At 59.4% G+C, this 26,012-nt stretch carries 26 protein-coding genes and 1 pseudogene; 9 read left to right on the top strand and 18 right to left on the bottom strand.

What is annotated here, in order from left to right; translation table 11 throughout:
* Positions 1-58: 58 nt before the first annotated feature.
* The gene (locus K0H48_RS20870) at positions 59-1,141 is read left to right on the top strand and encodes a pyridoxal phosphate-dependent aminotransferase (protein ID WP_219268975.1); all 1,083 of its coding nucleotides are present in this window, start codon (positions 59-61) and stop codon (positions 1,139-1,141) included.
* A 117-nt stretch (positions 1,142-1,258) separates the two neighbouring features.
* Here the strand turns inward: K0H48_RS20870 and K0H48_RS20865 are convergent, their stop codons facing one another.
* The 4 genes from K0H48_RS20865 to K0H48_RS20850 form a co-directional block, all read right to left on the bottom strand.
* Positions 1,259-1,975, bottom strand: coding sequence for a hypothetical protein (locus K0H48_RS20865; protein ID WP_219268974.1), 717 nt, complete (start codon positions 1,973-1,975; stop codon positions 1,259-1,261).
* A gap of 70 nt (positions 1,976-2,045) precedes the next feature.
* On the bottom strand, positions 2,046-2,549 hold the full coding sequence (locus tag K0H48_RS20860) for a DUF6622 family protein (protein WP_219268973.1): 504 nt from the start codon (positions 2,547-2,549) through the stop codon (positions 2,046-2,048).
* A gap of 68 nt (positions 2,550-2,617) precedes the next feature.
* Positions 2,618-2,872: a Txe/YoeB family addiction module toxin gene (locus tag K0H48_RS20855; RefSeq protein WP_219268972.1), complete on the bottom strand. Its 255-nt coding sequence runs from the start codon at positions 2,870-2,872 to the stop codon at positions 2,618-2,620.
* Positions 2,869-3,123 (bottom strand): type II toxin-antitoxin system prevent-host-death family antitoxin, encoded by a 255-nt coding sequence (locus K0H48_RS20850; protein ID WP_099489639.1) that lies wholly within the window; start codon positions 3,121-3,123, stop codon positions 2,869-2,871. The genes K0H48_RS20855 and K0H48_RS20850 overlap by 4 nt, the downstream gene beginning before the upstream one ends.
* Positions 3,124-3,353: 230 nt before the next feature.
* Between K0H48_RS20850 and K0H48_RS20845 the strand changes: the two genes are divergently transcribed.
* Positions 3,354-5,369, top strand: a complete 2,016-nt coding sequence (locus K0H48_RS20845; protein WP_219268971.1) for a c-type cytochrome — start codon at positions 3,354-3,356, stop codon at positions 5,367-5,369.
* Here K0H48_RS20845 and K0H48_RS20840 read toward each other — a convergent pair.
* Positions 5,366-6,616, bottom strand: coding sequence for an aspartate aminotransferase family protein (locus K0H48_RS20840; RefSeq protein ID WP_219268970.1), 1,251 nt, complete (start codon positions 6,614-6,616; stop codon positions 5,366-5,368). The genes K0H48_RS20845 and K0H48_RS20840 overlap by 4 nt on opposite strands.
* A gap of 223 nt (positions 6,617-6,839) precedes the next feature.
* On the opposite strand from K0H48_RS20840, the gene K0H48_RS20835 reads away from it, so the two are divergent.
* Positions 6,840-7,856: an amino acid ABC transporter substrate-binding protein gene (locus K0H48_RS20835; RefSeq protein WP_219268969.1), complete on the top strand. Its 1,017-nt coding sequence runs from the start codon at positions 6,840-6,842 to the stop codon at positions 7,854-7,856.
* Between the two features lie 43 nt (positions 7,857-7,899).
* Here the strand turns inward: K0H48_RS20835 and K0H48_RS20830 are convergent, their stop codons facing one another.
* From K0H48_RS20830 to K0H48_RS20795, 8 genes and pseudogenes are all read right to left on the bottom strand, one after another.
* On the bottom strand, positions 7,900-8,913 hold the full coding sequence (locus tag K0H48_RS20830) for a sensor domain-containing diguanylate cyclase (protein WP_219268968.1): 1,014 nt from the start codon (positions 8,911-8,913) through the stop codon (positions 7,900-7,902).
* Positions 8,914-9,103: 190 nt separating this feature from the next.
* The gene (locus K0H48_RS20825; protein ID WP_219269034.1) at positions 9,104-9,412 is read right to left on the bottom strand and encodes a helix-turn-helix transcriptional regulator; all 309 of its coding nucleotides are present in this window, start codon (positions 9,410-9,412) and stop codon (positions 9,104-9,106) included.
* 21 nt (positions 9,413-9,433) lie between these two features.
* Positions 9,434-9,763: pseudogene (locus K0H48_RS20820) on the bottom strand (type II toxin-antitoxin system RelE/ParE family toxin); the annotation flags it as partial.
* A gap of 191 nt (positions 9,764-9,954) precedes the next feature.
* Positions 9,955-11,853, bottom strand: coding sequence for an alkaline phosphatase D family protein (locus K0H48_RS20815; protein ID WP_219268967.1), 1,899 nt, complete (start codon positions 11,851-11,853; stop codon positions 9,955-9,957).
* Between the two features lie 108 nt (positions 11,854-11,961).
* Complete coding sequence (locus K0H48_RS20810; protein ID WP_219268966.1) at positions 11,962-12,159, bottom strand: hypothetical protein; 198 nt, start codon at positions 12,157-12,159, stop codon at positions 11,962-11,964.
* Positions 12,160-12,298: 139 nt separating this feature from the next.
* Complete coding sequence (locus tag K0H48_RS20805) at positions 12,299-14,527, bottom strand: ATP-binding protein (protein ID WP_219268965.1); 2,229 nt, start codon at positions 14,525-14,527, stop codon at positions 12,299-12,301.
* Complete coding sequence (locus tag K0H48_RS20800; protein ID WP_219268964.1) at positions 14,524-15,138, bottom strand: biliverdin-producing heme oxygenase; 615 nt, start codon at positions 15,136-15,138, stop codon at positions 14,524-14,526. The genes K0H48_RS20805 and K0H48_RS20800 overlap by 4 nt, the downstream gene beginning before the upstream one ends.
* A gap of 194 nt (positions 15,139-15,332) precedes the next feature.
* Positions 15,333-15,713, bottom strand: a complete 381-nt coding sequence (locus K0H48_RS20795; protein WP_219268963.1) for a response regulator — start codon at positions 15,711-15,713, stop codon at positions 15,333-15,335.
* A 181-nt stretch (positions 15,714-15,894) separates the two neighbouring features.
* Between K0H48_RS20795 and K0H48_RS20790 the strand changes: the two genes are divergently transcribed.
* On the top strand, positions 15,895-16,269 hold the full coding sequence (locus K0H48_RS20790) for a cytochrome c family protein (RefSeq protein WP_219268962.1): 375 nt from the start codon (positions 15,895-15,897) through the stop codon (positions 16,267-16,269).
* Here K0H48_RS20790 and K0H48_RS20785 read toward each other — a convergent pair whose 3' ends face one another.
* The 3 genes from K0H48_RS20785 to K0H48_RS20775 form a co-directional block, all read right to left on the bottom strand.
* Complete coding sequence (locus K0H48_RS20785; RefSeq protein WP_219268961.1) at positions 16,270-18,291, bottom strand: LTA synthase family protein; 2,022 nt, start codon at positions 18,289-18,291, stop codon at positions 16,270-16,272. It lies immediately after the preceding gene.
* A gap of 73 nt (positions 18,292-18,364) precedes the next feature.
* Positions 18,365-18,976 (bottom strand): hypothetical protein, encoded by a 612-nt coding sequence (locus K0H48_RS20780; RefSeq protein WP_219268960.1) that lies wholly within the window; start codon positions 18,974-18,976, stop codon positions 18,365-18,367.
* Complete coding sequence (locus K0H48_RS20775) at positions 18,976-20,244, bottom strand: exo-alpha-sialidase (protein ID WP_219268959.1); 1,269 nt, start codon at positions 20,242-20,244, stop codon at positions 18,976-18,978. Before K0H48_RS20775 ends, K0H48_RS20780 begins: the two co-directional genes overlap by 1 nt.
* Before the next feature lie 219 nt (positions 20,245-20,463).
* Between K0H48_RS20775 and K0H48_RS20770 the strand changes: the two genes are divergently transcribed.
* The gene (locus K0H48_RS20770; protein ID WP_219268958.1) at positions 20,464-21,126 is read left to right on the top strand and encodes a response regulator; all 663 of its coding nucleotides are present in this window, start codon (positions 20,464-20,466) and stop codon (positions 21,124-21,126) included.
* Positions 21,123-22,496 carry an ATP-binding protein gene (locus tag K0H48_RS20765; RefSeq protein WP_219268957.1) on the top strand — a complete coding sequence of 458 codons (1,374 nt, stop codon included), beginning with the start codon at positions 21,123-21,125 and terminating at the stop codon, positions 22,494-22,496. Before K0H48_RS20770 ends, K0H48_RS20765 begins: the two co-directional genes overlap by 4 nt.
* 197 nt (positions 22,497-22,693) lie before the next feature.
* Here the strand turns inward: K0H48_RS20765 and K0H48_RS20760 are convergent, their stop codons facing one another.
* On the bottom strand, positions 22,694-22,918 hold the full coding sequence (locus K0H48_RS20760; RefSeq protein ID WP_219268956.1) for a hypothetical protein: 225 nt from the start codon (positions 22,916-22,918) through the stop codon (positions 22,694-22,696).
* Entirely contained in the window at positions 22,915-24,048 is a 1,134-nt protein-coding gene (locus K0H48_RS20755; RefSeq protein ID WP_219268955.1) for a colicin E3/pyocin S6 family cytotoxin, read from the bottom strand. Before K0H48_RS20755 ends, K0H48_RS20760 begins: the two co-directional genes overlap by 4 nt.
* Before the next feature lie 192 nt (positions 24,049-24,240).
* Between K0H48_RS20755 and K0H48_RS20750 the strand changes: the two genes are divergently transcribed.
* The 3 genes from K0H48_RS20750 to K0H48_RS20740 all read left to right on the top strand — a co-directional run bounded on the left by K0H48_RS20750 (position 24,241) and on the right by K0H48_RS20740 (position 25,990).
* Positions 24,241-24,711: a helix-turn-helix domain-containing protein gene (locus K0H48_RS20750; protein ID WP_017135424.1), complete on the top strand. Its 471-nt coding sequence runs from the start codon at positions 24,241-24,243 to the stop codon at positions 24,709-24,711.
* Entirely contained in the window at positions 24,708-25,283 is a 576-nt protein-coding gene (locus K0H48_RS20745; RefSeq protein WP_219268954.1) for a PIN domain-containing protein, read from the top strand. The genes K0H48_RS20750 and K0H48_RS20745 overlap by 4 nt, the downstream gene beginning before the upstream one ends.
* A gap of 398 nt (positions 25,284-25,681) precedes the next feature.
* Entirely contained in the window at positions 25,682-25,990 is a 309-nt protein-coding gene (locus K0H48_RS20740) for a DUF3077 domain-containing protein (protein WP_219268953.1), read from the top strand.
* The last annotated feature ends 22 nt before the right edge of the window (positions 25,991-26,012 follow it).

The following is a 26,012-nucleotide window of genomic DNA, read 5'->3' as shown; positions in this document are numbered from 1 at the left end:
GTCATACTTCTTTGTACGAACCGTGAGAAACCATCACCCGTCTACAAGGAGTTGCTCCATGTTCAGCGTAAGTCGTCGGTCTCTTCTCGCCTTTGGCGTGGCCTTGCCGGTGCTGGGCCGCCTGGACTGGGCGGTGGCTAGCCCGCCACCGGCCCCGGCGGACACGGTGCGACTCAACTACAACGAAAGCCCCTACGGCCCTTCAACCGCCGCCCGCGAGGCGATGCAGCGTGGCATCGGCCTCTCCGGGCTGTATCCCTATGGCTATATGTACGGCTTGGCAGAACAGTTCGCTAAAGCGCAGGGGCTTGCCGAAGAACAGGTCGCTGTATTTGCCGGCTCCATGGCCGCCCTGCGCTACGCCGTGTTGGCGTTTACCAGCCAGGCCCGTGGTCTGGTGATGGCCACGCCATCTTATGAAGTGCCACGCCAGGCCGCCGAAGCGTGGCAGGCGCCAGTACACGAAGTGAGCCTCAATACCGAGCATGCCCATGATGTGCCGGCCATGCTCGCCGCCGACCCGCAGGCGGGCATGCTGTACCTGTGCAACCCCAACAACCCGACTGGCACGCTGACACCCACCGAAGCGATCCGCCAGGCGCTGGCAAACAAACCCAAAGGCTGCGTGCTGGTAGTGGACGAGGCCTACATCGACTTCTGCGATGCACAAAGCTGCGTGAGCTGGGTCAAGGACCACGACGACTTGCTGGTGCTGCGCACCTTCTCGAAAATCTACGGCATGGCCGGCGCGCGCCTGGGCCTGGCGATCGGCCACCCGGCGTTGCTGGAACGGCTGGCGGTGTTTGGTGGCGACAATGTGCCGGCGGCGTCCACGTTGCTCGGTGCCCGGGCAAGCCTGGACGACCTCAAGCTGGTGCCGCAACGCAAGGCGCTCAACGCCCAATTGCGTGATGAAACCATCGCCTGGCTAAACGGGCGTGGTTTTACCTGCACAGCGTCGCAAAGCAATTGCTTCATGATTAACGTGAAGCAGCCGGCAGAGCAGGTTATCGAGAAGCTGGCGGCACAGGGCGTATTGGTCGGGCGGGTGTGGAAGGATTGGCCGCAGTGGGTGCGGGTGACGGTGGGCAACAAACAGGAGATGGCGCGGTTTCGCGAAGTGTTTGCCGCGCAGGTCTGAACCGACGCGGGCCCAATGTGGGAGCTGGCTTGCCTGCGATAGCATCACCTCGGTCCATCAGGCATACCGAGGTGATGCTATCGCAGGCAAGCCAGCTCCCACCTTTTGAGTACTGAATTACTGCTGCGCGATGCTGTACCCATCAAACGCCGTCTGCTGCTGCAATGCAGTAATCACACTCTTGCGGCTCAACGGCTGCTCGGCGCCGGTGTTATCCACAAAGCTCTCGGTTTCAAGCTCAGCCTCGTCACCTTCACCCACAAAGCTGAAGCCCAAAAACTCGAATGCCTCGCGGTCAACGTTGAGCTTGGAGCGCGGCGTGCGCAGCGGCAGGGTGACGCTGATGCCATCCTTGCTGATCACAAACACTTCGGCTTCTTTCTTGGCCCGTGCAGCCTTGCCCTTGCCGGCGCTTGGGTTGCTGATGGCCTGGTGAGACTGGTTCAGCACCTTGAGGGCCAGGCCGTAGACCAGCTCCTGGAACTCGGGGTCGTCCTTGAAACTGGAGAGGATGCGGCTGATCGAGAACTTACTGCTCAGGTCTTCCAGGGCGATGTTGTCGGCTGCTTCGGCATCCTTGAGTTGCTTGAGCTGGCCCATCAGGTCGTAGGCCTTGTCGTCGTCGAAGGCGTCATGGGCCTGGCGGATGGCCACGCGCAGTTCGCGGATCTGGTCGCTTTCCTTGGAGGTGTGGAACGCGTCCAGCACCATCTCACTGATGATCTTGGCCGCAGGCACATGCTGTGAAAGATTGATGGCGTTTTCGTATTCGGCCTTCGATTGCAGGGCGGCTACAGATTCTTCGGCGGCGTGTTCGGTGTAAGAATCAGACATTGAAATTTCACTACTTCAGTAAGCGGGAACAAAAAAACGTCGCGCATTTTCGGCGGCCACGCAGGTCAGGTCAAGGCAGCACACTGCCCATATCGCGGCGCAATGCGCTCAGCGCCCGCTGCAATCGATCGGCCCGCCCGCAGAACAGACCAACGGTAAACCCCGACACACCGCCGACGGCCAGCAACATCTCAGGCGTGCTCAACAGCAACGGATGCACGGCCTGCTGATAGCCGAAGTAGTACTTCACCGCAAAGAACAGCTGCGAGATCAGCAGGGTTTTCCAGGTGCCCACCAGCACCAGCGTTTCGCCATCGGCATCGAGCCGGGCGCCATCGGCGTTAAACAGCAACATCCCCATCAGGCAGCCTGCCAGCACACCACCGACCCAGGCACCACTCGACAGCAATGAAGGCGCCAGCGACATCAGCGACCACACCACCAGCACCACCGGCAAAATCAGCAGTGAGCGGCGATTCTCGCGACCGCCCAGGCAGGCCTTGACGCCGTAATAACAAATCCACAGGTAGATGGCGTACACCCACAGGGGCGTGCCTTGGAGGATATCGAGCATGGGTGCTTCCTTGCAGTAATGCGTCGGGTACTTTCAGGAGAGGAGCAGATCAGGCGATGTGAGCTCGGTCAGTAATGATAGCGGCACATCAAAATTTGTACTTCATCCGCCTCAATACCATAAACAAGTCGATGCTCGGCAGTGATTCTGCGGGACCAGAAGCCACTCAGGTTGTGTTTGAGAGGTTCAGGTTTGCCGACACCATCAAAGGGGTCTCTTTGGATCGCTTTGATCAGCAGGTTTATACGCTTGAGGCCTGCCTTGTCGTTTTGTTGAAACCAGAGGTAGTCGTCCCAGCCTTCAGGGGTAAAAAGTATTTTCATTCTTCAATCAACCGCCTTGGCTTGGCTTTACCGGCTCGCAAGCTGTTGACTGAGTTGATGAGACGTTCAGCATTTTTTGGCGAACGCAGCAGATAGGCTGTCTCTTCAAGAGCATTGAATTCTGACAGCGAGATCATCACCACCGGCTCGCCTTTTTGTCGTGTCAGCAGCAGCGGGATGTGATCTTCGTTAACTCGGTCCATCGTTTCGGACAAATGAGCGCGGGCTTTGGTGTAGTTGATAGTTTCCATGCAGGTCTCCTCATTGATGGCTGAAACGTACAGAAATGCGTACATGTCTACAAGGGGCATCCTATCAACGGTCACGCGCTTGGCGTTGTCATCATTTTTACAGCTGACCCACATCAACACCCTCCACCACAAAACCCGTTACAACACAGCGGCCTGATGAACCCATAAAAACAACCGCTGGCCTGCGCCGAGGGGGCTACTCCACGCCAGGTTATTAAAGGATTAATGCGATGGCCTTTTCATTGTCCCGCCTGGCCTTGCTGGGGGCGACGCTGTGTCTTGCGCTACCTCTGCACGCCACCCCAACCCAAATAGAACAGGGTAAATACGTGGCCCAACTGGGCGACTGCATCGCCTGCCATACCGCCAAGCAAGGCCAGGTGATGGCTGGCGGGCTGGAGCTGAGCACGCCGATGGGCACGATTTATTCGAGCAACATCACGCCGGACCGCGCCACCGGTATCGGCAACTACAGCTTCGAGCAGTTCGACAAGGTGATGCGTGAAGGCGTGACACCGGCGGGCATGAACCTTTACCCGGCGATGCCGTATCCGTCTTACGCGAAGATGAGCGACGAGGACATGCGCGCCCTGTACGCCTACCTGATGCAAGGCGTCGAGCCGGTGCAACAGGCCAATCTAGAGGCGGACATGGGCTTCCCGTTCAATCAGCGCTGGGGCCTGGCGCTGTGGAATTTTGCCTTTCTCGACAAGCAACCGTTCCAACCTGACCCGCAGCGTAGCGCGGTGCTCAACCGTGGTGCCTACCTGGTCCAGGGCCTGGGGCATTGCGGCTCGTGCCACACGCCACGGGGCATCGCCTTCCAGGAAAAAGCCATGAGCGATGCGGGCCGCAGCGGCCGGCATTACCTGGCCGGGGAAACCGTCGAGCACTGGCGAGCCCTGAGCCTGCGCAACCTGTGGACGGTGCCAGACACCGTGCAACTGCTCAAGACCGGGCAGAACCGCTTTGCCACGGTCGCCGGCAACATGGCCGATGTGATCCACCACAGCACCCAGCATTTCAGCGATGACGACCTTACGGCCATCGCCAGTTACCTCAAGTCCCTGCCGCCGGGTAAAGACGACCTGCCAATGCCATCGGTCGCCCATGCACCTGCCGCACCGCCAGCCGACTTGTTCACCAGCCGTGGCGGCCTGGGTTATATGCAGTTTTGCAGTGATTGTCACCGCAGTGACGGCGCTGGCGTTAAAGGCCTGTTTCCACCCTTGGCCGGTAACCCGAGCATTGCCTCGAACAACCCGTCTTCGCTGTTGCATATCACCCTGACCGGTTGGGAAACCGCGCAAACCGCTGCCCACCCGAGGGTCTACACCATGCCCGGTTTCAGCCGGCTGGCCGATCAGGAAATCGCCGAGATCCTGACCTTCGTGCGCACCGGTTGGGGCAACGCAGGCACACCTATCAGCGCTGCCCAGGTGAAGACACTGCGCGACCAACTCAACCCTGCCAGCACCGATTCGTCGGCCTTCGAAACCCCAAGGCTGGCAGATTTGCTCGCCGCACCGAACGCCGGCCAGGTTATTCGCGGCATGCGCCTGCACCTGCAAACCAAGGCGCTGCTGCCGGATAACGTCGGCAATTCGCTTAACTGCACCAGTTGCCATCTCAACGCCGGCACCGTGGCGGACGGTTCGCCGTTTGTGGGCGTGTCGGCATTTTTCCCCAGTTACGCGCCGCGTGCGGGCAAGGTGGTCACGCTGGAGGAGCGCATCAATGGCTGTTTCCGCCGTTCCATGAACGGCAAGCCACTGGCGCCGCAGTCGGCGGATATGCAGGCGATGGTCGCGTATTTCGACTGGATGAAAAACAACACCCGCCCTGAAGATAAAGTCGCCGGGCGCGGCGTGGGGAAGATCGACCCGGCGATCAAGCCGGACCTGGACAACGGCAAGCAGGTGTATGCCAAGCAATGCGCGGTGTGCCATGGCGATAACGGCCAAGGCCTGGCGCGTGCCGACGGCGAGCTGGTGTACCCGCCACTGTGGGGCGAGCAGTCGTTCAACATCGGCGCCGGTATGGCACGGCCTTACACTGCGGCGGCGTTTGTGAAGCGCAACATGCCGATCGGCTTCCACGAGAAATTCCCGTTGGGGCAGGGCGGCTTGTCGGACCAGGAAGCGGTGGACGTGGCGGCGTACTTCTCTGGCCAACCGCGCCCGGATTTCCCGGACAAGGTCAAAGACTGGCCCAACGGCGGCAAACCGGTGGATGCGCGCTATTAAGCCAGCTGCTTAAGGCAGTCCTCAAGAATATCCAGGCCTTGCTCCAGCACCGTAGGCTCAGTAGTCAGCGGTGCCAGCAGGCGGATGATATGCCGCGATTTGCCGCTGGGCATCAGCAGCAAGCCGGCATCGCGCGCCAGGCTGAGCAGTTGGGTCAGTTGCTGGGGCGCGGGCGTGCCGTCGGCATGGGCCAGCTCGATGCCGCGCATGGCACCCACGCCGGTCAGGCGGCCCAGATAGGGCGACAGTTGCTGCTCGCGCCAGGCGGCATAACGGCGGACGATGGCGGCCTCTTGCTGTGAGCCCCAGGTTTGCAGGTGTTCATCAGTCATCGCGTCCAATGTTGCCAACGCCGCTGCGCAGGCAATCGGGTTGCCGGAATAGGTGCCACCCAGGCCGCCTTTGGGCAAGTTGTCGAGCAGCGCCTTGCGCCCGACCACCGCGCCCAATGGCACGCCCCCGGCGATGCTTTTGCCGAGCAGGATCAGATCCGGTTCGATACCCAGGCGCGAGAACGCAAAGCGCTGGCCGGTACGCCCGAAGCCGGACTGGATTTCGTCGGCAATCAGCAGGATGTTTTTCGCATCACAGAAGCGGCGCAGGGCCTGGGCGAACTCGATGTCCAGGGCCAGAAAGCCGCCTTCGCCCTGCACCGGTTCGATGATGAAACAGGCTACATCGTTTACGTCGATTTCCACACTGAACAGACGGTCCATGGCCTTCAGGGCTTCGGCGCAGGTCACGTCGTTATCGGCGCTGGGGTAGGGCAGGTGATACACCGGGCCAGGCAGCACACCGACTTTTTGCTTGTATGGCGCTACCTTGCCATTGAGGTTAAGCGTGGCCAGGGTGCGGCCGTGGAAGGCACCGTCAAAGGCGATCACCGCCGTGCGGCCGGTGGCGCCGCGCACGATTTTCAAGGCGTTTTCCGCCGCTTCCGCGCCGCTGTTGGTGAGCATGCCGCTCACCGCGTAATCCACCGGGATAAACGCACAAAGGCGATCCATCAGCTCGATGTAGGGCGCGTGCGGCGCGGCGTTGAACGCATAGTGGGTAAGCCGGGTGGCTTGTTCGCGAATCGCCTCCACCACACCTGGGTGACAGTGCCCGAGGTTAAGCACGCCAATGCCACCGACAAAATCGATATAGCGCTTGCCCGTGGTGTCCCACACCTCGGCATTTTTACCGTGGCTAAGGCTGATGGGGTGAACGATGGAAATCGACTGGCTGATGCTTTCGCGGCTCATGAATCGGGGACTCGGCAATGGCGGACGTGTATTTATCTAAGCCGCGCGCCCAGGCTTGCCGCAAACGAAATAAAGTCGCCGGGTCATTCCAAATCGGAAGGAGCTGTTGCCTAAAGGTCGTTTGTGGCCACGCTGCAAACCTGACAATACTGCCGGGCAACCTCAGAAACCGGCGCGGGCAGTGCGGCGCCGAATAATAAAAGATACACAGGGAGTGCCTCGCATGAACCACCTTAAAACTATCCTCGCCGCCACGGCCATTGCGCTTGCCGGCAGCGCCCACGCGGGTGTGACACTGGACGCGATCCAGAAAAAAGGCTTTATCCAGTGCGGCGTCAGTGACGGCTTGCCGGGCTTCGGCGTGCCCGACAGCCAGGGCAGGATGACCGGCCTTGATGTGGACGTGTGCCACGCCGTCGCCGCCGCCGTGTTTGGCGATGCGTCAAAAGTGAAGTTCACCCAGTTGACCGCCAAGGAGCGTTTCACCGCGCTGCAATCGGGCGAAATCGACCTGATCTCGCGCAACACCACCTGGACCAGCTCGCGCGATTCCGGCATGGGCCTGGTGTTTGCCGGCGTGACCTATTACGACGGTATCGGCTTTCTGGTCAACCACAAGTTGGGCGTGACCGGCGCCAAGCAACTCGATGGCGCGACCGTCTGCATCCAGGCCGGCACCACCACCGAACTCAACGTTTCCGATTACTTTCGCACCCACGGCATGAAGTACACGCCGATCACCTTCGACACCGCCGATGAGAGCGCCAAGGGCCTGGAAGCCGGACGTTGCGACGTGCTCACCACCGACCAGTCGGGCCTGTATGCCCAGCGCATCAAGATGGCCCACGCGGATGAGTTCGTGGTGCTGCCGGAGGTGATCTCCAAAGAGCCGTTGGGGCCGCTGGTACGCAAGGGCGACGATGAGTGGTTCAGCATCGTCAAGTGGACCTTGTTCGCCATGCTCAATGCCGAAGAAATGGGCATCACCTCGCAAAATGTCGAGGCCCAGGCAAAGTCCACCCAGAACCCCGACGTTGCACGCTTGCTCGGTGCAGACGGCGATTACGGCAAAGACCTGAAGTTGCGCAAGGATTGGGTGGTGCAGATCGTCAAGCAAGTGGGTAACTACGACGAGGTATTCGAACGCAATATCGGCCAGGGCAGCGTGCTGAAGATCAAACGCGGGCTTAATGCGTTGTGGAGCAATGGCGGCATTCAGTACGCACCGCCGGTGCGTTGACTGAGCGCTGCCTTAAGTGGGAGCTGGCAAGCCAGCTCCCACATCACTCCGAGACCACATCCTTGCCCGCCGCCTTGGATCGGTACAGTGCTTGATCGGCACGTGCCATCAGGGCGGCGGGCGTTTCGCCCATCCGCCGCTCCACTATGCCCAGGCTCAGGGTGACCTTGAAGTCGCCCACGGCGGGCATCTCGGCGATGGCCTGACGGATACGTTCAGCCAATTGCCTGGCGGTGTCCAATGTGCTTTTGGGCAGGACCACCATAAACTCATCGCCACCCCAGCGCGCGAGCAAGTCGCCTGGGCGCATACAGGTTTCCAGGCTGTCTACCACGCTCACCAGGGTCTGGTCGCCGACGCCGTGACCCTGTTTGTCGTTGATCGGCTTGAAGTCATCGATATCCATGGCCACCAAGGCCAGCGGTACGCGGAAGCGCTCGGCACGGTCGCACTCCTCCAGCAGCACCTTCTCCAGGCGATAACGGTTGGCGATGCGTGTCAGGGCATCCTGTTCGGCCAGGGAGCGGTTCTCGTCCAACTGCATTTGCAGTTGCTGATTGACCCGCGATAATTCACGGGTGCGTTCGGCCACCAGCGCTTCCAGCGACTGGTTGCGCTGTTGCAGCTGTTCGATGGAGATTTTGCGTGTATGGATATCGCGGTGCGCACCGACCATGCGCGCCACTGAATTGTCGGGGTTACGTGCAATGACGTAGCCACGGTCTTCGATCCACAGGTAAGTGCCATCAGCCTTGCGGCAACGATACTCGGCCTGGTAATAGGGCGCGCGTTGGCTGATGTAGTCATCAAAAACGGCCATTACGCGTGGGTAATCTTCGGGGTGGATCACGTTCTCCCAGGTGAACACGCTGTTCTCCAGAGAGTGGCGGGGGTAGCCAAGCATCATGTACCAGCCGGGGCTGCGGTACACGAACCCCGTGTTGGCATTCCAGTCCCAGATACCGTCGCTTACCAGTTCCATCACCGCATGCAACATGTCGGCGTTGAGTTCGGAAAAGTTATTGAGCAACGGTTTATTGCCGGATGTCTCGTTCATCTGTGCGCTTCCCTGCCGATGCTGGCTCCTACGGCCAGTCTTCATTGACGCCGGTACACCGTGGCTGAGGTTACTCTACATCGCGGCTTGCGCGCTTTGAATAGGCTGAATGTGCTGCTTTAGTGGTGTGGCGATAGGCCATTAATCAACAGGTGAAGATATATACGTTGTGCTCGCCTGGCGCGAGCTTTCACGCCCTTGCGGGCCTTGCTTGCGTGTTCGATACGAGGCGTATTTCTACATGTTGACCCAAAGCCCTTGCCGCACAGGCCAGGGTGGACAGTGTCATGCCCGCGTCGTTTTGGTCCAGCGCTCGATCGACGGCGGTACGGCTGGTATGCATACGTTCGGCCAGCGCTTTCTTGCTGACCTTCTGCGCCTTCATCGCCTCTGCCAACTGCCAGGCAATAACACGCTTCAACGCCCCGGCAGAGACCTCTTCTATGAGCCCATCATCACTGAGAAAATCATCAAAGTTGGAGCCGATATGCTTATTCATGGGATGTTCCTCACAGCTTGTTTTGCGATGTTTGGCAGTATTCAGGTCGACTAATGGTGTTTTCTGGCTCTTTTTAATGAAGCCGTGCAGCAAAACCATTTGGCTGGCGACCAACGTAAAAATGACGCGTGCAGCATTTTCACCGAGATCGGTTCGGACCTCCCAAAGGCGATGCTCCAGCTTTCTAACCAACGGCATCCCTTGCGGCCATCCGAGTTGTACCGACTTTATGTCAGTGCCTATCAGTTTTTTTGAGTCCCTGGGTAATTCCATCAGCCAGTCACGCACGGGCTCGTTGCCAGCCTCCGTTCGGTAAAATGCGACGCTCAACACAAGAGGTATGTTGTTCATGGAGAGCGTACCAAAATAGGTTCATAAGGCAATCGGCGATTAAGAGGGCTTTTCGCGAAGATTGGTCAGAGCCTGGCACTTATTTTGTGAGTTGCTGAGGTTGAAGGGTTTCAAAAAAAATCATTAAAAATAAAGCGTTATGAACTTTCTGAAAGGTGGGTGCGAGAATAATTTTCCATGCGTAGGAAAACTTACTCCGGCGCCACCATGCGCGTTCGAGGCTTTCCGTCCGCGTTGTGCTGGTAAATCGCCTCCGGCTGGCCCAGCTCATTGAAGAACACTTGGCCGATGCCCGCCGAATTCCACAGCCGTTCACCCGCCTCGGCATGTTCCGGGATATGCGGTACTACCTGCATGGTGCGTCGGCGTGTGAAACCGTTGAGTGGCGAGCGCGGTGAGTAGAGCCAGCGGTTGAGGCGGTCGAACCACTCCAGCAAGCGTGCCGGGAACTGGTTCTTGATGCCGCTGCTGGTGATCTGCCAGATTTTTGGGCCAGCGCTGCGGTGGCGAATCAGCACCTCATAGACGAACGAGTAATGCACATCGCCCGACAGGATCACGTAGTTACCTGGCGTGCGCGAGTGGCGGAAGATATTCAGGATCACCTGGGCGGCGCCGCGATGGGCCATCCAGTTTTCGGCGTCTACCAGCAATGGGTAGCCGCACCAACTGAAGACTTTTTGCACCGTCTCGATCAGCTTGACGCCGAAGATTGGCGCAGGCGAGACGATGATGGCCGACGGGTGGTCCAGCAAGGCCTGTTGCAGTTCGCTCAAAGCCTCCCAGTCCAGCAGGCCGGAGGGTTGCTTGAGCGCGAACTCACTGCGCCAGCGCCGGGTGCGAGTGTCGAGCACTACCAGCGCGGGTGTGGTGGGCAGCACGTAATGCCAGTGCTGAAATTTCAGCAGGCGTTGCAGCAGTTCATCCTGCGCAGCGGCGTGCAGGTGGTTGTCTTGAGTCTTGGCGGCCAGAGCCTGGGTGTGTTCCAGCAGTTCGCCAAACACATCCGGCTGGTTGCCCCAGCCCTGGCACAGCATATAAGCGAGCAGGGCATTGCCGATGATGCGTTTGGAGAATGGATGGCCGTAGGCGGTGGCCTCCCATTGGGCGCTGAGGTTCCAGTCGTCGGTGATGTCGTGATCGTCAAAGATCATCAGCGTCGACAGGTGCGCGAAAACCCGCGCAACACCGGGCAGGCCGACACGGAACCGATCCACCTGCACCTGCTCACGGTCATAGCGCAGTTGTTCCGGCGCACTTAATGACGGCGGCTGTGGCGTGATCAGGGTCCAGGGCGTGGGCGACCACACCAACAGGTACATCGCCAGCACTTCGGCAAAAGTTACCAAGTGGTTATCGGCGGTACTGCTGGTAAAGATCGGTTTTTTCACACCGCCGAAAAAGCGTTCGCGCAGGGTCTCGTTGCTGTCCAGTGCGGGCAGCAGATCCGCGCGGTGGTAATAGCTGGCGCGATGCCCGTAGAGGCTGGCGCTGTCATCCACCACGGCGCCTTCCAGGTATTCGTCGAACAATTCCAGCCGTGCGATCAGCGCATGAATCGCCCGCAGCATGGGGCCGGCTACATCGTCGGCGTAAACCTGGTCGCCGCTCATCATTAACAGCGCCGGGCGCTCAGCCGGTGCGTGTGCGTCAGCCAGCAGGCGGTCTACGCATAGCAAACCGTCATCGGCGTGGTGATGGGGTTTGCGGCACGAGCCATGCACCAACTGGTGGATGCGGCTATGCAATACGAAATTCGCCGATGGAGCGTCGGCATACAGCAGGTGCGGCGCCCATTGTGCAATGCGACAGCCGTCAACCAGCAGGTCGTAGTCGATGACCACGTCCAGAGGCAGGGCTTCGCTCAGGGCAACGTCGATCAGGTGGATAAAGGCGTGGCGGCCAATGGGCACGACTTGGCACTGCTGGGTGTCCAGATCGATCGTCAGTGTTTGGCCTTCAGGCGCTTGCAGCTTCAAGGCCAATGGCAGGACACGACTGCCCACCAGCCAGATCACCAGGCGCTGGGGTTCCAGGCGCCGTAGCATTGGGCCGGCAATGACGGCGGGCAGTGTGTCGGATTGCGGCATGCAGCAAGCAGCTCATACAAGGTAGGACTTAAAAGGGTAACGCAGAGGATGTCAGCGTTTTGTTAACAGCTTGCAGCAGACACCTGGCAGCCGATTGCCCTGGTTGCGTTAAAGCAACCGGCCTTGCCCCAGGGAGTCCAGGGACATTCGATAAGGCTTGGGCTTGGGTGGTGCGTTTTGCATCATGGGGTTGCTGTCAGGACGTGAGTGCTTTTGCGCAGTCTGGAAGGCGATGTCAGTTATTTGGTTGGTCATGTGGAAAGCTATGTTGAACTGAAAACCGGGGAGCATGTGGAAGATATCCATGGGGAAGCCTCTTGCTCAATGGGAAAGGGGTTGTCGCATCAATACTCCCTTTGACTGCGCACCGACTCAGTGGCATTGGCCGGGTTAACGTTCCCGGCCATAGGTTTCCGCATATTTGAATCTCAGGGTTCCGCGCGTTTCAGGCAGGCTTGGGCACCGTAAACCGGAACTCACTGCCACGCCCCAACTCACTCTCAGCCTCGATTCGCCCGCCGTGTGCCTGCACGATGCCTTGGGTGATATACAGCCCCAAACCACTGCCGGTGGGGTTGTTTTCGGTCTGGGTCCAGTAGCGATCAAACACATGGGGCAACTGCTCAGGCGCAATACCTTCGCCGGAGTCGCGCACCGAAAACACAATGTCTTCGCCATTGCTCATGGCGCTGATGCCGATATTGCCCTGGCGTGGGGTGAACTTGATGGCATTGCCGATCAGGTTCGACAGCACCTGGAACAGGCGCTCCGGGTCGGCATGGATCAGCAGGCCGGGCTCGGCGTTGAACGACAGATCGATAGCTTTCTCCATCGCCAAGGGTGCGAGCAGCGAATAGGCCTCTTCGAACATCTGGCTGACGTCCAACGACACTGGCTTGACCACATAACGCCCGGCCTCGATTTTCGAGGTGTCGAGCAAATCTTCCAGCAGCACATTCATGCGCCCGGCGGCCTGTTGCATGGTGTCGATGGCCGAGGAAATCCGCCGTGAGGTGTGTGGGCCGTCGGAGCTGAAGGCTTTTTGCATCATGCCGCAGAGCATCGAGATAACCGTCATCGGGTTGCGCAGATCGTGGGATACCACCGCCACCAGCTCATCACGCGCACGCACGGCTTGCTGTTCGCGCAGCACTTGGCGGGCCAGGTCATTTTCCAGGGCGGAACGGCGCAGGTCGTTGGCGGCAAACCGGTCGCCGTGGCTCCACTTGGTGGAGATGCCGGCCATTTCGACTTTCCAGATTTCAAACGAGGTGCGTGGGCGCAGGCGCAAACCGGCGTCGGAGCTTTCCAGGTTCAGCGGCTTGTTCGGGTCACCGCTCCAGTTGATGTTCTCTTTGACTTCCGGGCGAAACCACAACACGCCGTTATCCACAGGCTTAGGCAGGCTCATGGCCAGAACGCCGCTGGCCACTTGCTGGAACTCGGCGGCAGGCGGGTACACCGACGTCAGGTTATGGCTGGAAAACACCGGCTCGCCACTTTCTTGCAGCCACTTGTGCAGCGCACGAATCTGCGCAGGCTCGGGGCAATTGCCGTAACGGTGCAATTGCTTGTCTTCGATGATCGCCACGCCGCCCGACAGGGCCAGGTCCATCAACACCTGGGGCTGCTGGGCCAGGCCATCGAAAACGTTTTGCTCCGAGGATTTCATCGCCCGGTCCAGCAGTGCCAGGGCGTCGACTTTCTCTTCGCGCTGACGGCTCAAGTCCAGGGCTTCCATGGCGCTGATCTGCAGCGACAACACCTGGCCGATGGTCTGGCAGGCAACTCGCAGGTCATTGGGTACCAGCAAGGGCTCGCGGTTGCCGCAGCTGATCAGGCCCCACAGCTTATCGCCGGCCATCAACGAGATGCTCATGGACGACAGCACGCCCATGTTTTGCATGTATTGGCAGTGAATCGGCGACACACTGCGCAGGGTAGCGAAGCTCAAGTCCAGCGGCTGGTCAGTGCCCGGCCGCAGCTTGGGCAGCAGCGGCACCGGCTCATAGGCAGCGTTCGGGATGATGCGCAGCCAGTTGGTGCGGTACAGCTCGCGGGCCTGCTCGGGAATGTCGGACGCGGGGAAAAACAACCCGTTGAACAGCTCCATGGACGGCGCCGACGCTTCGGCAATCACCTGGCCGTGGCCTTCTTCTTCAAAGCGATAGATCAGCACCCGGTCGTAACCGGTCATGGCCTGGATCTCAGCCACGCTGATTTCGTACAGCGCCTGCAGGGTTTTCGCCGACTGCAAGCGTTGCAGCATCTTGCCCAGGTCACTGGTGCGGCCATTCAGGGCGCGGGGTTTGAAATCTGCAAGGCGCGGTTCGAATTCCAGCACGAGCACGTTCTGATGGCGATGCAGCAAGCCTTCATATTCAGCACCATTGAGCGTGACATGCAGCGCCGGCGCGTCAAAAAACGCATTGTTTTCAGCGATTGATTGCACGGCTTGGGCGGGTTCAACGCCAATTAACTGGTGCAACGGCTGGCCCAGCAGCGCCTCGGGTGCGTGGCCGAACAAGCTGGCCACGTTGGCGCTGACCTGAGTGATGTGCAGCTCAGGCTCCGACAACGTCAACAGCACACCGTGGGGCTGGATCGCGCCCGGGAAGCGAATCGGTTCGTCGGCACAGTTGGCAAGCAGTTCTTCAAAATCTTCGGGTTTCATAGCAGTACCTCCTGGCTGGCGAGCCATTGCTCAAAGCCACTGAATGTGGAACGGGCCGCATCGACCGCGCGCTGTTTTGCGTCAGCATCCAGCGGCAGGCGGCCCAGGTAATCGAGAAAGTCTTTCCAGCGCCGACCGGTTTCGGTGCCGTACACATCAAGGAATGCTCCGCCGTTATCGGCGTGTACACCCAGGCGCCGGGCCATTTCCCGGCGCAGCACTTGGCCGCCCAGGGTGGCGCCTTCCAGAACATAGAGGGCACCAAGGCAGGCAGCGGGGGTGTCGAAGGTTGGGTGTCGAGTGCAGCGGGGCAGGGCGTTGATGGCGTAATCATTCAAGCCCAGGGCGCGCAAGTCGCCCAGTAGTGTGGGTGTTTTCACACGCAGTACAGAGTCATATCCGTCGGGGATCAAGCCACAGTCGTACAACGCTGCTTCCATCGGCCCATAAAACCCGTAGTACGCCTGGAGCAAGCGCCGATACCCGTTGGCATCCAGTTGCTCAGAGAAAAACGGCAAGCGCTTTTCCAGCGCCACATGCAGCAAACCCGTGCCTGTGCGCAACGCTTCCAGCAATGAGGGCGCACTGACGTCATGGGCCTGTGAATGCATTCAATAAGCTCGAACTGTGGGCCTTGAGGCCATGAATGACGCGTGAAATGGGCGACGATTCTACACAACTCATTGCCGTCAACTGTACGCACAAGGCGAAAAGCCTGACCGGCGGATCAGAAAAGTCGCTCCTTGAGTAATGAATGACCACAGGGCACTGCAGCAAGTTCGGTTTAAGTGATGTCGCGACGCTATTAGTGCAGGGAGGCGCCTTGCTGGGTCAGTGCTGTCTGTACGCACTCAACCAAATGTTCCGCACTCCAGGGCTTGGGTAAAAACCGCACCGAGCCGCCCAGTTGCGCCGCCAGCTTGGTATTGCCAGAAGTGAGCACCACCGGCACCGACGGCCAGCGATGCGCGACCACCTTGCTCAAGTCATAGCCATTGAGTAACCCCGGCATCTGGATATCACTGACGATCAGGTCCACCGGGTCATCGCCGCGTTCCAGATAAATCATGCCTTCATCCGCCGAAGGAAACGACGTCACATGTGCGCCGAAGTCCTCCAATACATCCACCATTAACGCACGAATGATCTCGTCGTCTTCCAATACCAAAATCGATGGCTGAGCCATGATCCTTACTCCACCATCAGGGTTCAGTAAGGTGGAGTGGGCGCTGGCTGAATAGGTTCGATTGGATGTTTTTTAAACGATGGGTGGTCGTTTTAGAGCGGTTGCGCGGGGTTGCCCATAGCGGCACGCGAAGGTGGATACAGGCATAATTGCCGCACCGTTGCCCGCTGTGGAGCCCTGCATGAAGTATGCCTTACTGACCCTCGCCCTGATCCTCAACTCCGCCCCGGCCTTGGCGGCCGGCGATGCCGAGGCGGGCGGCAAACTGTTCAGCAAGACCTGCGGCGGCTGCCACAGCATCGGTGAAGGCGCGCGCGGTGGTTTCGGGCCTGAGCTGAACGGCATCATCGGTCGACCTGCCGGCACCACCACCGACTATCAGTATTCCGATGCGATGAAAAACTCCGGCGTGGTCTGGACCCGCGACAAACTCGCGGCCTATATCGAGGCGCCGAAGAAGGTGGTGAGCGGTACGCGCATGATCTTCTGGGGTATCAGCGACCCGGAAAAGATCGAAAACATCCTGGCCTACCTGGAAACCTTCCAGCCCAAGTAATCATTCGCGCACGTTCCTGAACAGCATCAACCGCGCACTTTCATGCAGCCCACGGGTCAGCCCCTGCAGGCGCTGAAACTCTTCGGGATGCTGCTCGGCCACATCTTCGCGTGGCGTTTGCGACGCCAGGTCATGCAAGGTCGGTGAGCCGCCGTCGTGCTGCATCTGCAACAGGAAGTGCTGGGTCACGCCGCCGATAATCGGGAAGGTGCCTTCGTGCAACACCAGTGGCACCACACGTTCGCCTTCCGGTGCCGGTTGCTGGATATCGCGGCCCATCGCACCGTTGCGAAACGGCACGCCCGCCATGCCGGCGACGGTCGGCAGCAAGTCCGCCAGGCCCACGGCCTCCTCGATAACGCGTGGCTCAAGCCCCGGTGCGTGGATCAGCAACGGCACATTGTTGCTTTCCAGGCCCAGTTGCTCGAAGGCAGGCGCCATGTGCGGGATCTGGCTGATGCGCGTGTTGTGGTCGCCGAAGAACACAAAAATGCTGTTGTCATACCAGCCACCGGCCTTGGCGATGTCCATCAGGCGACCGATGTTGAAGTCCAGCAAACGTACTGCATTGTATTGTTCGACACTGCGTGAGCCAGCGGCCTGTGCTTGCTCCAGGGTTACGTTGTTTAACTGAAAACCGTCGTTTTGTTTTGGAATGGTGAACGGCCGATGGTTGCCGGAGGTTTGCAGGTAGGCAAAGAACGGCTGGCCGTTGGGTGTGGCGCGCAATAACTGGTCGCCTTCCTTGAACAGGTCCAGGTCAGAGATGCCCCACACGTCCACGCGGGGCGAACGCCAGTGGCTTTCGTCAAACAGCTGCACGCCGTCGATGCTCTGGCGGATCAGTGCGTTGATATTCGCCCAGCCGGCGTTGCCGCCGATCATGTAGAACTTCTGGTAACCCTCGAAGGCGTTGATCAACGTGTGTTGCCGCGTGATCAGCGGGTTGCGCGTAGCGGTCTCCTGGCGGGTCACGTCGGGCACTCCGGTGATGCTCGCCCACACGGTTTTGGCAGTGCCGGTGACGGGCACATAGAAGTGTTTGAAGAACCAGCTTTGTGTCGCCAGCTTATCCAGATTCGGCGTGGGGTTCAGTGGGTTGCCATAGGCGCCGACCGCGCTGGTGCCCAGGGACTCGAGCATAACGAAGACTACGTTGGGCGGGCGCTCGCCGGGCAGTTTGTAGGGCTGCACGCCTTGTTCGCGGCTGAAATTCAGCTGCTGCGCGTCAGGCCGCTCAACGCCCAGGTACTCGGCCACTTGCGGGTAATGCCTGCGCACTTGGGCTTCATCGAATTGCGACTGGCCAACCTTGAGCGTGTCGTACAAAAACAGTACCGGGTTCAGGCCCACGGCGGCGACCTGGCTGTTGCCGGAGAAGAACGCATCGCTCCAGCGCAGCGGCACCGGGTTTTCCAGGTTGAGGTTGGCCACGCGGCCCAGCAGGGCTAGCAGCACCATAACCACACCGATCACGGACACCGACGCCACTGTGAGTTTGCCGATGGTTTTTGGCGCACGATCCAGGGTCAATCGCTCCAGGCAAACCAGCGCCCACACCCACAAAGCCACTGCCGCCAACCAACAAGCAGTTATCCACAGCACCGGGTAGGTTTCCCACACCATCTGTTGAGAAATCTGCGCGTCTTGCAGATAGCGCAGCACCGTCGCGTTAATGCGCACGCCTAGATAGGCATAGTGGCCGAAGTCGATGATGTAGATGAGGCCAACCACGGCCAGTGCAATCAGCAGATAGACGCGTGCCAGCCAGCGCAGGGCAGGCAGGGTGATAAGGTTCCAGCGCGGCAGCCAGGCGAGCACGGCCACGGGTAGCAGGAGCACCACCGCCAGGCGCAGGTCGAAACGCAGGCCGATGCCGAAGGTTTCCAGCAAGCCCTCGGTATTTAAATTCAGGCCGGAAAAGCTGATTAAAAACACCAACCGCAACGCGGCCAGCAACACAAACACCAACCCGATCGCGCCCACGCCGTAGCGCAGGCGGCGTGATTGCAACGCAGTCATCATTAACCTCAACTAAATTTCCTTAACACCACAAAGCAAATGTGGGAGCGGGCTTGCTCGCGAAAGCGGTCTGTCAACTAACGATGTTCTGACCGACACGGCGCATTCGCGAGCAAGCCCGCTCCCACAGTTTCAATTGAATTAATCCAGCGACGGCGCAGTAGCCCATCAACAGCGGGTCTACCAGGTAGTCCCAATAGTTCTCCGACGCCTTGAGCCGCAGCGCAAACGCCAACGTGCCCACCGCCAGCATCCACACGGCCAGCCTGTTGCGCAGCGCCAGCATCAACAGCGCCAGCGCACCTACCAGCACAATCATCGGCCGAGGGTTAAACCCCCAACGGTACGGGTCGACATACGTCAGCCCCATCGCCGCCGGGTACAGCACCAGGCACAGCCCGCCAAACAGCACCAACAGTTGCACCTGATGTGCCCGGCCAAGCGGCTGCACCAGCCCCAACCGGCACACCGCCACCCACGCCAACAACACCAAGGTGCTGATCGCCAGGTCATCGGTAAAACTGCGCACATACGCCGCCAACGGCAGTTCATTCACCGGAATAAAGCTCAGCACCACCAACACCGGCAACAACCATGGCCGCCACGGCGCGGTAAACCGCAACGTGCTGAGCAGCACAAACCCCAGCAATACAAAACTCAAATGGGCTTGCCACAACGCCATCATCACAAGCGCTCCGCCAGCCAGGCTTCGTTGAAGCTGACATGTTTGATAAAAGTGTTATTCCACGAGTACACCAAGTGATACATGCCGTCCGGGCTACGGCTGAAATACGGGTACTCGTACTCGAAATCGCAGCCGCGGGGTTTGCACACGCGGTAATCCAGGTTGCTCAGAAAGCGCTGTTCCAGCGGCAGGCGCTTGGCACCGCTGGAGGCGCGGAAGCCTTCGCCGATGATTTCTTTATAAGCCTGGGGGGAAAACGGTTGGCCGAGCGGGTCCGGGGATTCGTCCAACTGCACCACCGTGCGCCATTGCGTCATCTGCGCGTTGGTGCCGTAGAGGCTGAGTTTGAAACGGCCGTCTTGCAGGTCGTTGAGCGCGACGAGTAGACCATCGTCTTCAGTCCCTACGGCCGCCAGCGATGAATTGGGGTTGGCCGGTTCCAGCGGGAACGGCTCGCTCCAGGTTTGCCCGGCATCCTCGGTGCGGCTGGCGAGCACGCGGTGATGGGTTTCACCGGCGTAACGCAACATCGCCACAGCACGCTGGCCGTCCTGTGCCACGATGGTTGGCTGCAGCGAATGTTTGCCGCGGCTGATACGGAATTTGTCGATCACCGCGCCGTCGGCACTCAAGTACAGGTACTCGGCAAACTTGCCCATGAACTCGTGATACACCGGCAACCCAATCGAACCGTCTGCATGGAACACGGGCGCGGCGCGCACCAGGGTGCTGATATTGAAAAACGGCGACGTCACCAATTGCCGAGGCGCCGACCAGTTCGCGCCGAGATCATCGGAGACCATCACGTTGATCGCACTGGTGGCCCAGCCGCCGACTGACACCGACACGTAAAACATCCACAGGCGTTTATCCGGCCCCAGGGCAATTACCGGGTTGCCCAGCTTGCGAATGTAACGCTGGGTGCCGTCGCGCGTGCTTTCCCGCGTGGCCAGCACCTGCTCGCCGCCCCATTCGCCACTGCGTGCATCAAACCGCGCCGTGCGCACCTGCACATCGGCCGCGCCTTCGCGCGAACCTGCAAACCACACGGCCATCAAGTCGCCACCGGGCAGGGCGGTCACGGAGGAGGAGTGCACAAAGTCGGTGAGCTGTGACGATACAAAACGGCTGGTGTATTGCGGTGCTGCCGCCACCTTCGCCGGGCTCGGGTTCGCCTGGGCAAACGGTGCCAGCACGTGGGGTGGATGGCTCAGCCAGGCGGCAATAAACACGCCTAGCAGGCTGAAGATCAGTAGGGCGCAGCGCATAGGGAACCTGTGAGAAGAAAGGATGACTGCGCACGTTCATCCGGCAGGCGCTTCCTGCGGCCGGTGGGCATGCATAACGACAGGTGGTCCCGTACCTGCCGGCACAGTGCAAAACCAACCTTAGCGCAACCTTAGTTGGCAACGAGCCGTAACATCTTTAGCTGAATAGCGCGTACCGGAACCCGGCATGATTCCGCCGTTTCCTACAGAGATTTCGTTATGCGCCTACTCCTCGTCGAAGATGACCGCGCCCTCGGCCAAGGCATTCGCGTGGCATTGGGCGCCGAAGGCTACACCCTGGATTGGTTGCAAGACGGCCTCAGCGCCTTGCACGCCCTGCGCACTGAAAGCTTCGACCTGCTGCTGCTCGATCTCGGCCTGCCGCGCCTCGATGGTCTCGATCTGTTGCAGCAACTGCGCGCCGGGCAACACGACCTGCCGGTGCTGATCCTCACCGCCCGCGATGGCACCGCCGAACGCATCGCCGGCCTGGATGCTGGCGCCGATGACTACCTGATCAAACCCTTCGACGTCGAGGAACTCAAAGCCCGCGTGCGCGCCCTGTTGCGCCGCAGCCAGGGGCGCGCCCAACCGATGCTCGAACACGTCGGCGTCAGCCTCGACCCGGCCACTCAGCAAGTGCGCTACCTGGGCGATGAAATCATCGTCACGCCGATGGAATACCAACTGCTGCACCAGTTGATGGTGCGCCCTGGCAAAGTGGTGACCCGCGAGCGGTTGTCCCGTGCTTTGTATGGTTGGCAAGACCGGGTTGAGAGCAACACGCTGGAAGTGTTGATCCATAACCTGCGCAAGAAGTTATCCACAGAGCTGATCCGTACCGTGCGCGGTGTGGGCTATGTGCTGGCGCTCAAGCCATGAGCTCGGTACGCGCGCGCATTCTTATTCCGGTGCTGGTGCTGATCCTGCTCGGCGACGCCCTGATCAGTTGGCTGGTGCTGCGCGACAGCCACCACGAAATCGAAGAAGTCTACGACGCCCAACTCGCCCAAAGTGCCCGCCTGCTGCAAGGCGTACTGCGCCAGCGCGATCCTGGCGACGCAGACTGGGGCCGCCTGTATGAGGCGTTCGACCACGCCATGAGCCGCGTGGGCGAGGAGGGCGTGGCCCATCCTTACGAGACCCGCCTGACCTTCCAGGTCTGGCGCAGCGATGGGCAACTGCTCATGCGTTCTGCCGAAGCACCTGTCCTCACAGCACCGCCCACGACTCTCGGCGCCCATGACCTGATGGACAGTGGCAACGAGTGGTGCGCCTTCCTCCTCGCCGACCCGCAACAAGGCCTGCTGATTTGGGTGGGCGAGCGCGACGACATTCGCCAGAGCGTTATCGAGCGCATCGTGCGCCACACCCTATGGCCCAGCGTGATTGGCGTGCCGCTGCTGACCGTGCTGATCTGGCTGACCATCGGCTGGGGGCTGAGGCCCTTGCGCACCATGGCTCGCAAGCTGCGCGGGCGCAACACCAACGCCCTGCAACCGCTGAACGTGAACCCACTGCCGAACGAACTGGAGCCGATGCAAACCGCACTCAACCGGCTGCTGGTGCAGATGGACGACCTGCTGGAGCGCGAACGCCGCTTCATCGCCGACGCCGCCCATGAACTGCGCACGCCGTTGGCGATCCTGCGCATCCACGCGCAAAACGCCCAAAACGCTGGGACTGAAGAACAACGGCGCGAAGCCTTGGACTTTCTGGTCAACGGCGTAGACCGCGCCACACGCATTGGCAGCCAACTGCTAACCATGGCTCGCATCGAGCCACAACTGAGCAACCCCGTGCGCAAGCCCGTGCAACTGACGGAACTGGTGCGCGAAGAACTCGCCGAGCTAACGCCACTGGCCATGGACAAAGGCGTGGAGCTGGTGCTGGAAGGCGATGAAGAATGTTGGGTACAGACCGAGCCGGTGGCGTTGGCGATTGCGCTGCAAAACCTGGTGACCAATGCGCTTAACTTTTCGCCGGTGGGTGGCGAGGTGCGGGTGGTGATCGGCGCGCAGGGTTTGAGCGTGGAAGACCAAGGGCCGGGAATTGCTGAGGCGGAGATGGGGCGCTTGTTTGAACGGTTTTACAGCCGGGACAACGCCAATGGCGCGGGGTTGGGGTTGGCGATTGTGGAGATGATTGTGGGGAAGATTGGGTGTGGGTTGACGTTGAGTAATTTGGAGCAGGGTGGGTTGTGTGCGCGGCTGGTTTTTGACCAGAAAGTGCCGCGTAACATGACCGATTAATGATCCCCACCTGTTACGAGCCAACGGCCTCGTTGTGGCGAGCAGGCTTGCCCTGCGTCGGGCTGCGAAGCAGCCCCAAAATTGAACTGCTGCAGATTCATCTCGACGGTGAGTTCTCTCAGGTATCCAGAGAGGGTCGGAGTTTTTTGTTTGTCAGTGAAAAGTCTGCGCATGAAGCTGAATTTTCTAAGGTTAGGTTACCCGTGTGAGCAAAGGAACAAATCTAGGTGGGTAGGCAATTTTAGGGCGCACGCTTTTTCTATATTGATTGTTTGCTCTTGCGTCAATTGGTAATCAAATACGCAATCCTCCGGCTTCAACCAACCCATGATTTGCATTAGCTCTTCTGTAGAAAGAAATAGCTCCTGCTCAAAAGATGCAAACTCCTCGTTTGGCAAAACACCCATAATCACATGATTCATGGTTCTACCCTCCTGCTGGGCTCGGCTGGTTTTCTTTGTTTACCGGTTATAGGGTCGAACTCACCGAGATGAGCCCCATGCTTTGTGTACTTTTCCGCAGCTCCATGGAGGGAGTCCCATTCATAGATCGTCCCGTCAGGGTCTTTCCATCTTGGACGTTTACCTCCACCTTTCATGGGTGTTTTCGAGCGTGCCCACCTTGCGTTTGGAAACGCTGCTAGAAGTTTCGGCTTGGTGTGGTAAGCGTGATCCCCAGCCCGAACACTCACCACCACATACAGCGGCCGAACCCCCGACTCCACCGGGAACACCAGAATAAAATCCCGGTACTGCGGTGGATAAATCGGGTTTACCAGAATCTGCGCCGCCTTCTCCGTCGGCGGATAAATCCAGATCACCGGCGCTTGCGGCGCAGCCTCCAAAGCGGGAATCCCCAGCGTGTCGCCCGGATCAACCGCAGGCGTCCAGATCAGCTCCACGCCCTCTCCCAAATCCGCCACACACTGATCGCCACGGCTTTGGAACTGCACCACATCAATCATCTGCCAATCGGGGTTGTTGCCCGTGTAAAACCCATATCCCTTGAGTGTGCCGTCCTCACGCTGCTCGACATGCAAACGCATCTGCGACCGCGCCCGTTGCAGCGAACGTAATTGCTCCTCGCTGTAGAGCGCGCTATCGCCCAGCGCCGATGGCCATAACAACGCGACCAACCCAGTCAACAGCCCACCGGCGACAGTGCCAACAGCAGTCGCTGCCGACTCCACTGCCGCCGATCGCAACGCCAATTGCCCCAAGCCGACAGGCAGGGCAGTGCCGCTGATCTTGCGCAAGGCAACCGCGCCACGGCTGTCTACCTCGCGGCCACCCAACAGGCCGAAATGGCCATAGTCCTTGATCAACTCCAGCGGTACGTAACCGGTGGGGTCGTTGTAGCGAATGATGCCGTTGGGCAGTTGGCACGCTTTGGTAAAGACGCAGCCGGGCGGTTTGGCGGGTGTTGGCGCTGGGGCGGGAGGCGGCTCAAATAAATCAATCGGCGGTGAATAAGGCACGCGCTTCGGCTGCGGCGTCAGAATCCGCCGTTTGAGTTGTTCTTCTTCGGTGATGGGGTACGCGCGTTCTGACATGCCTGGCTCACTTCCTTGTGTGGGGAGTGAGCCTATGAGGTGGGAGCAGTGGCTGATGTCGGCTTCGTTCGACGGTTGGTGTGGGAAAAAGAGACTAGCGTTTGGTTAGTCAGGGATGTTTCGAATATTGCGATTTTCGTTTGTTTCGTTTAGCTTTGATTCAAACGAATTGCGTAACGCCGGAGCTGCATCATGATCACCAATCAACTCCCCAAAACGATCCTGCCGCTGGAAAAGGAAGTCGAAGCCGCCGTGCAAGGCCAGCGAGAGCTGGCGTCTTTGCTTTCGACCAAATTTGAAACTCAGCGCATCGACATTTTTGACAAAGAAGACAAACCGCACACTCTCGTACTCCCGACCTCAGCCCTGCGCCTGTTGGTCGATATCCTGGGTGAATTGGCTATCGGTAATGCCGTCAAGGTTGTACCGGTGCATGCCGAATTGACCTCGCAGGAGGCCGCCGACCTGCTCAACGTTTCGCGCCCGCACTTGGTCAAGATGCTGGAGGAGGGCGCCATTCCGTTTACAAAAACGGGCCGGCATCGGCGAATCCGGTTTTCGGATCTGATGGCGTTCAAGCAGCGCCGTGACGAAGAAAGCCAAGAGGCAATGGAAGCGCTGGCGCAACAAGCTCAGGCGTTGGGAATGGGGTATGACGGATGAGGTGTTCGCCGTTTACCGCGGTATACGATGCGTGTGTTCTCTACCCGGCGGCACTCCGGGATTTGCTGATGTGGCTTGGTTTGTCGGGACTGTATCGAGCTCGATGGACGAGCCAGATTCATGACGAGTGGAAGCGCAACGTGCTCAAGAACCGATCCGATCTTACGGCTGAGCAAGTCAATTGCACGTCGGCGCTGATGGATAAGGCGATACCCGATGCATTGGTGACGGGGTACGAGGATCTGTGTTCGAGTTTGGATTTGCCTGATCCTGATGACCGTCATGTGCTGGCGGCGGCTATTCGAAGCAAGGCTGAAGTTATCGTGACCTTCAATTTGAAAGATTTCCCGGCGCATATCCTGGCTGCCTATGACATTGAGCCTATGCATCCGGATGACTTTATTTCGGATCTGTGGGATTTGGATCAGGCGGCGGTGTTGGGGGCGGCGCAGAAGCAAAGGCGGACGTTGAAGCGGCCGCCGATGGAGGCTGGGAGTTATCTTGAGATGTTGATGCGCCAGGGGTTGGTGCAGACGAGTAAGGTGCTTGGGCCATATGCGGTGATGTTGTAGTTCCGGCCTATTTGCTCGAATGCCCTCCCGAAATTTTTCGCCACAGATAACGCCTATTAGCCGTGCCGCTTTCTGCGCTACTTTCCGCACGGTCACTGCAAATTCAGTGACCGGGCCTGATAACCCGTGGAACAATAGGCGCTCAAGCGTCTCCAGCACCATGCCGGCGCTTTTTTTGCGTCCGCACATCCGTGTTATGGCGGCTGTGCGCGGGAGGCCTTCGGGCCTGCCGGGTTCCTATTGTCCCGGTTTATCAGCCTGCGCACAGCTGCCACCCTTTCGCCTGATAACGAATGTGGCAGCTTCTCGACATTAGGAGCTAGATCCATGAGCATTTCTGACAGGTCATATCCTCGTAATACTGCAACCCACACCACCGCCCAGCCCGGAGGTGCCCAATGATCAACCCACCTCTCAACAAAACCCTCGGCATCATCACCTTCTCCACCTGCGGCAAACAGCCCAACCTGCACCGTCTATTCCGTGTCAATGCCGGCGTGCCCATTCGTGATGCCCTGGAGCACGCTTCCGAGTTGCTGCACTGCTCCAAAATGCTCGCATTGGATGCGGCCATGGACAAAGAAGCGGACCGTTATGCCTGGGCGGCGCATTATTTGGGGGAGATGGCGAAGGCGGTGGTGCATGATTTAGCGAATGGGATGTTGCCCAATGGGGTGATGGAGGAGGGGGAGGTTGTTTCGGTGTAAGCGGGGGGGGTTGAGGGTGTGG

It is taken from the genome of Pseudomonas sp. Xaverov 259 (assembly GCF_019352915.1).
In the GTDB taxonomy this organism is placed as follows: domain Bacteria; phylum Pseudomonadota; class Gammaproteobacteria; order Pseudomonadales; family Pseudomonadaceae; genus Aquipseudomonas.
The sequence above is the reverse complement of the archived record's forward strand: the minus strand, read 5'-3'. Positions and strand labels throughout refer to the sequence as shown.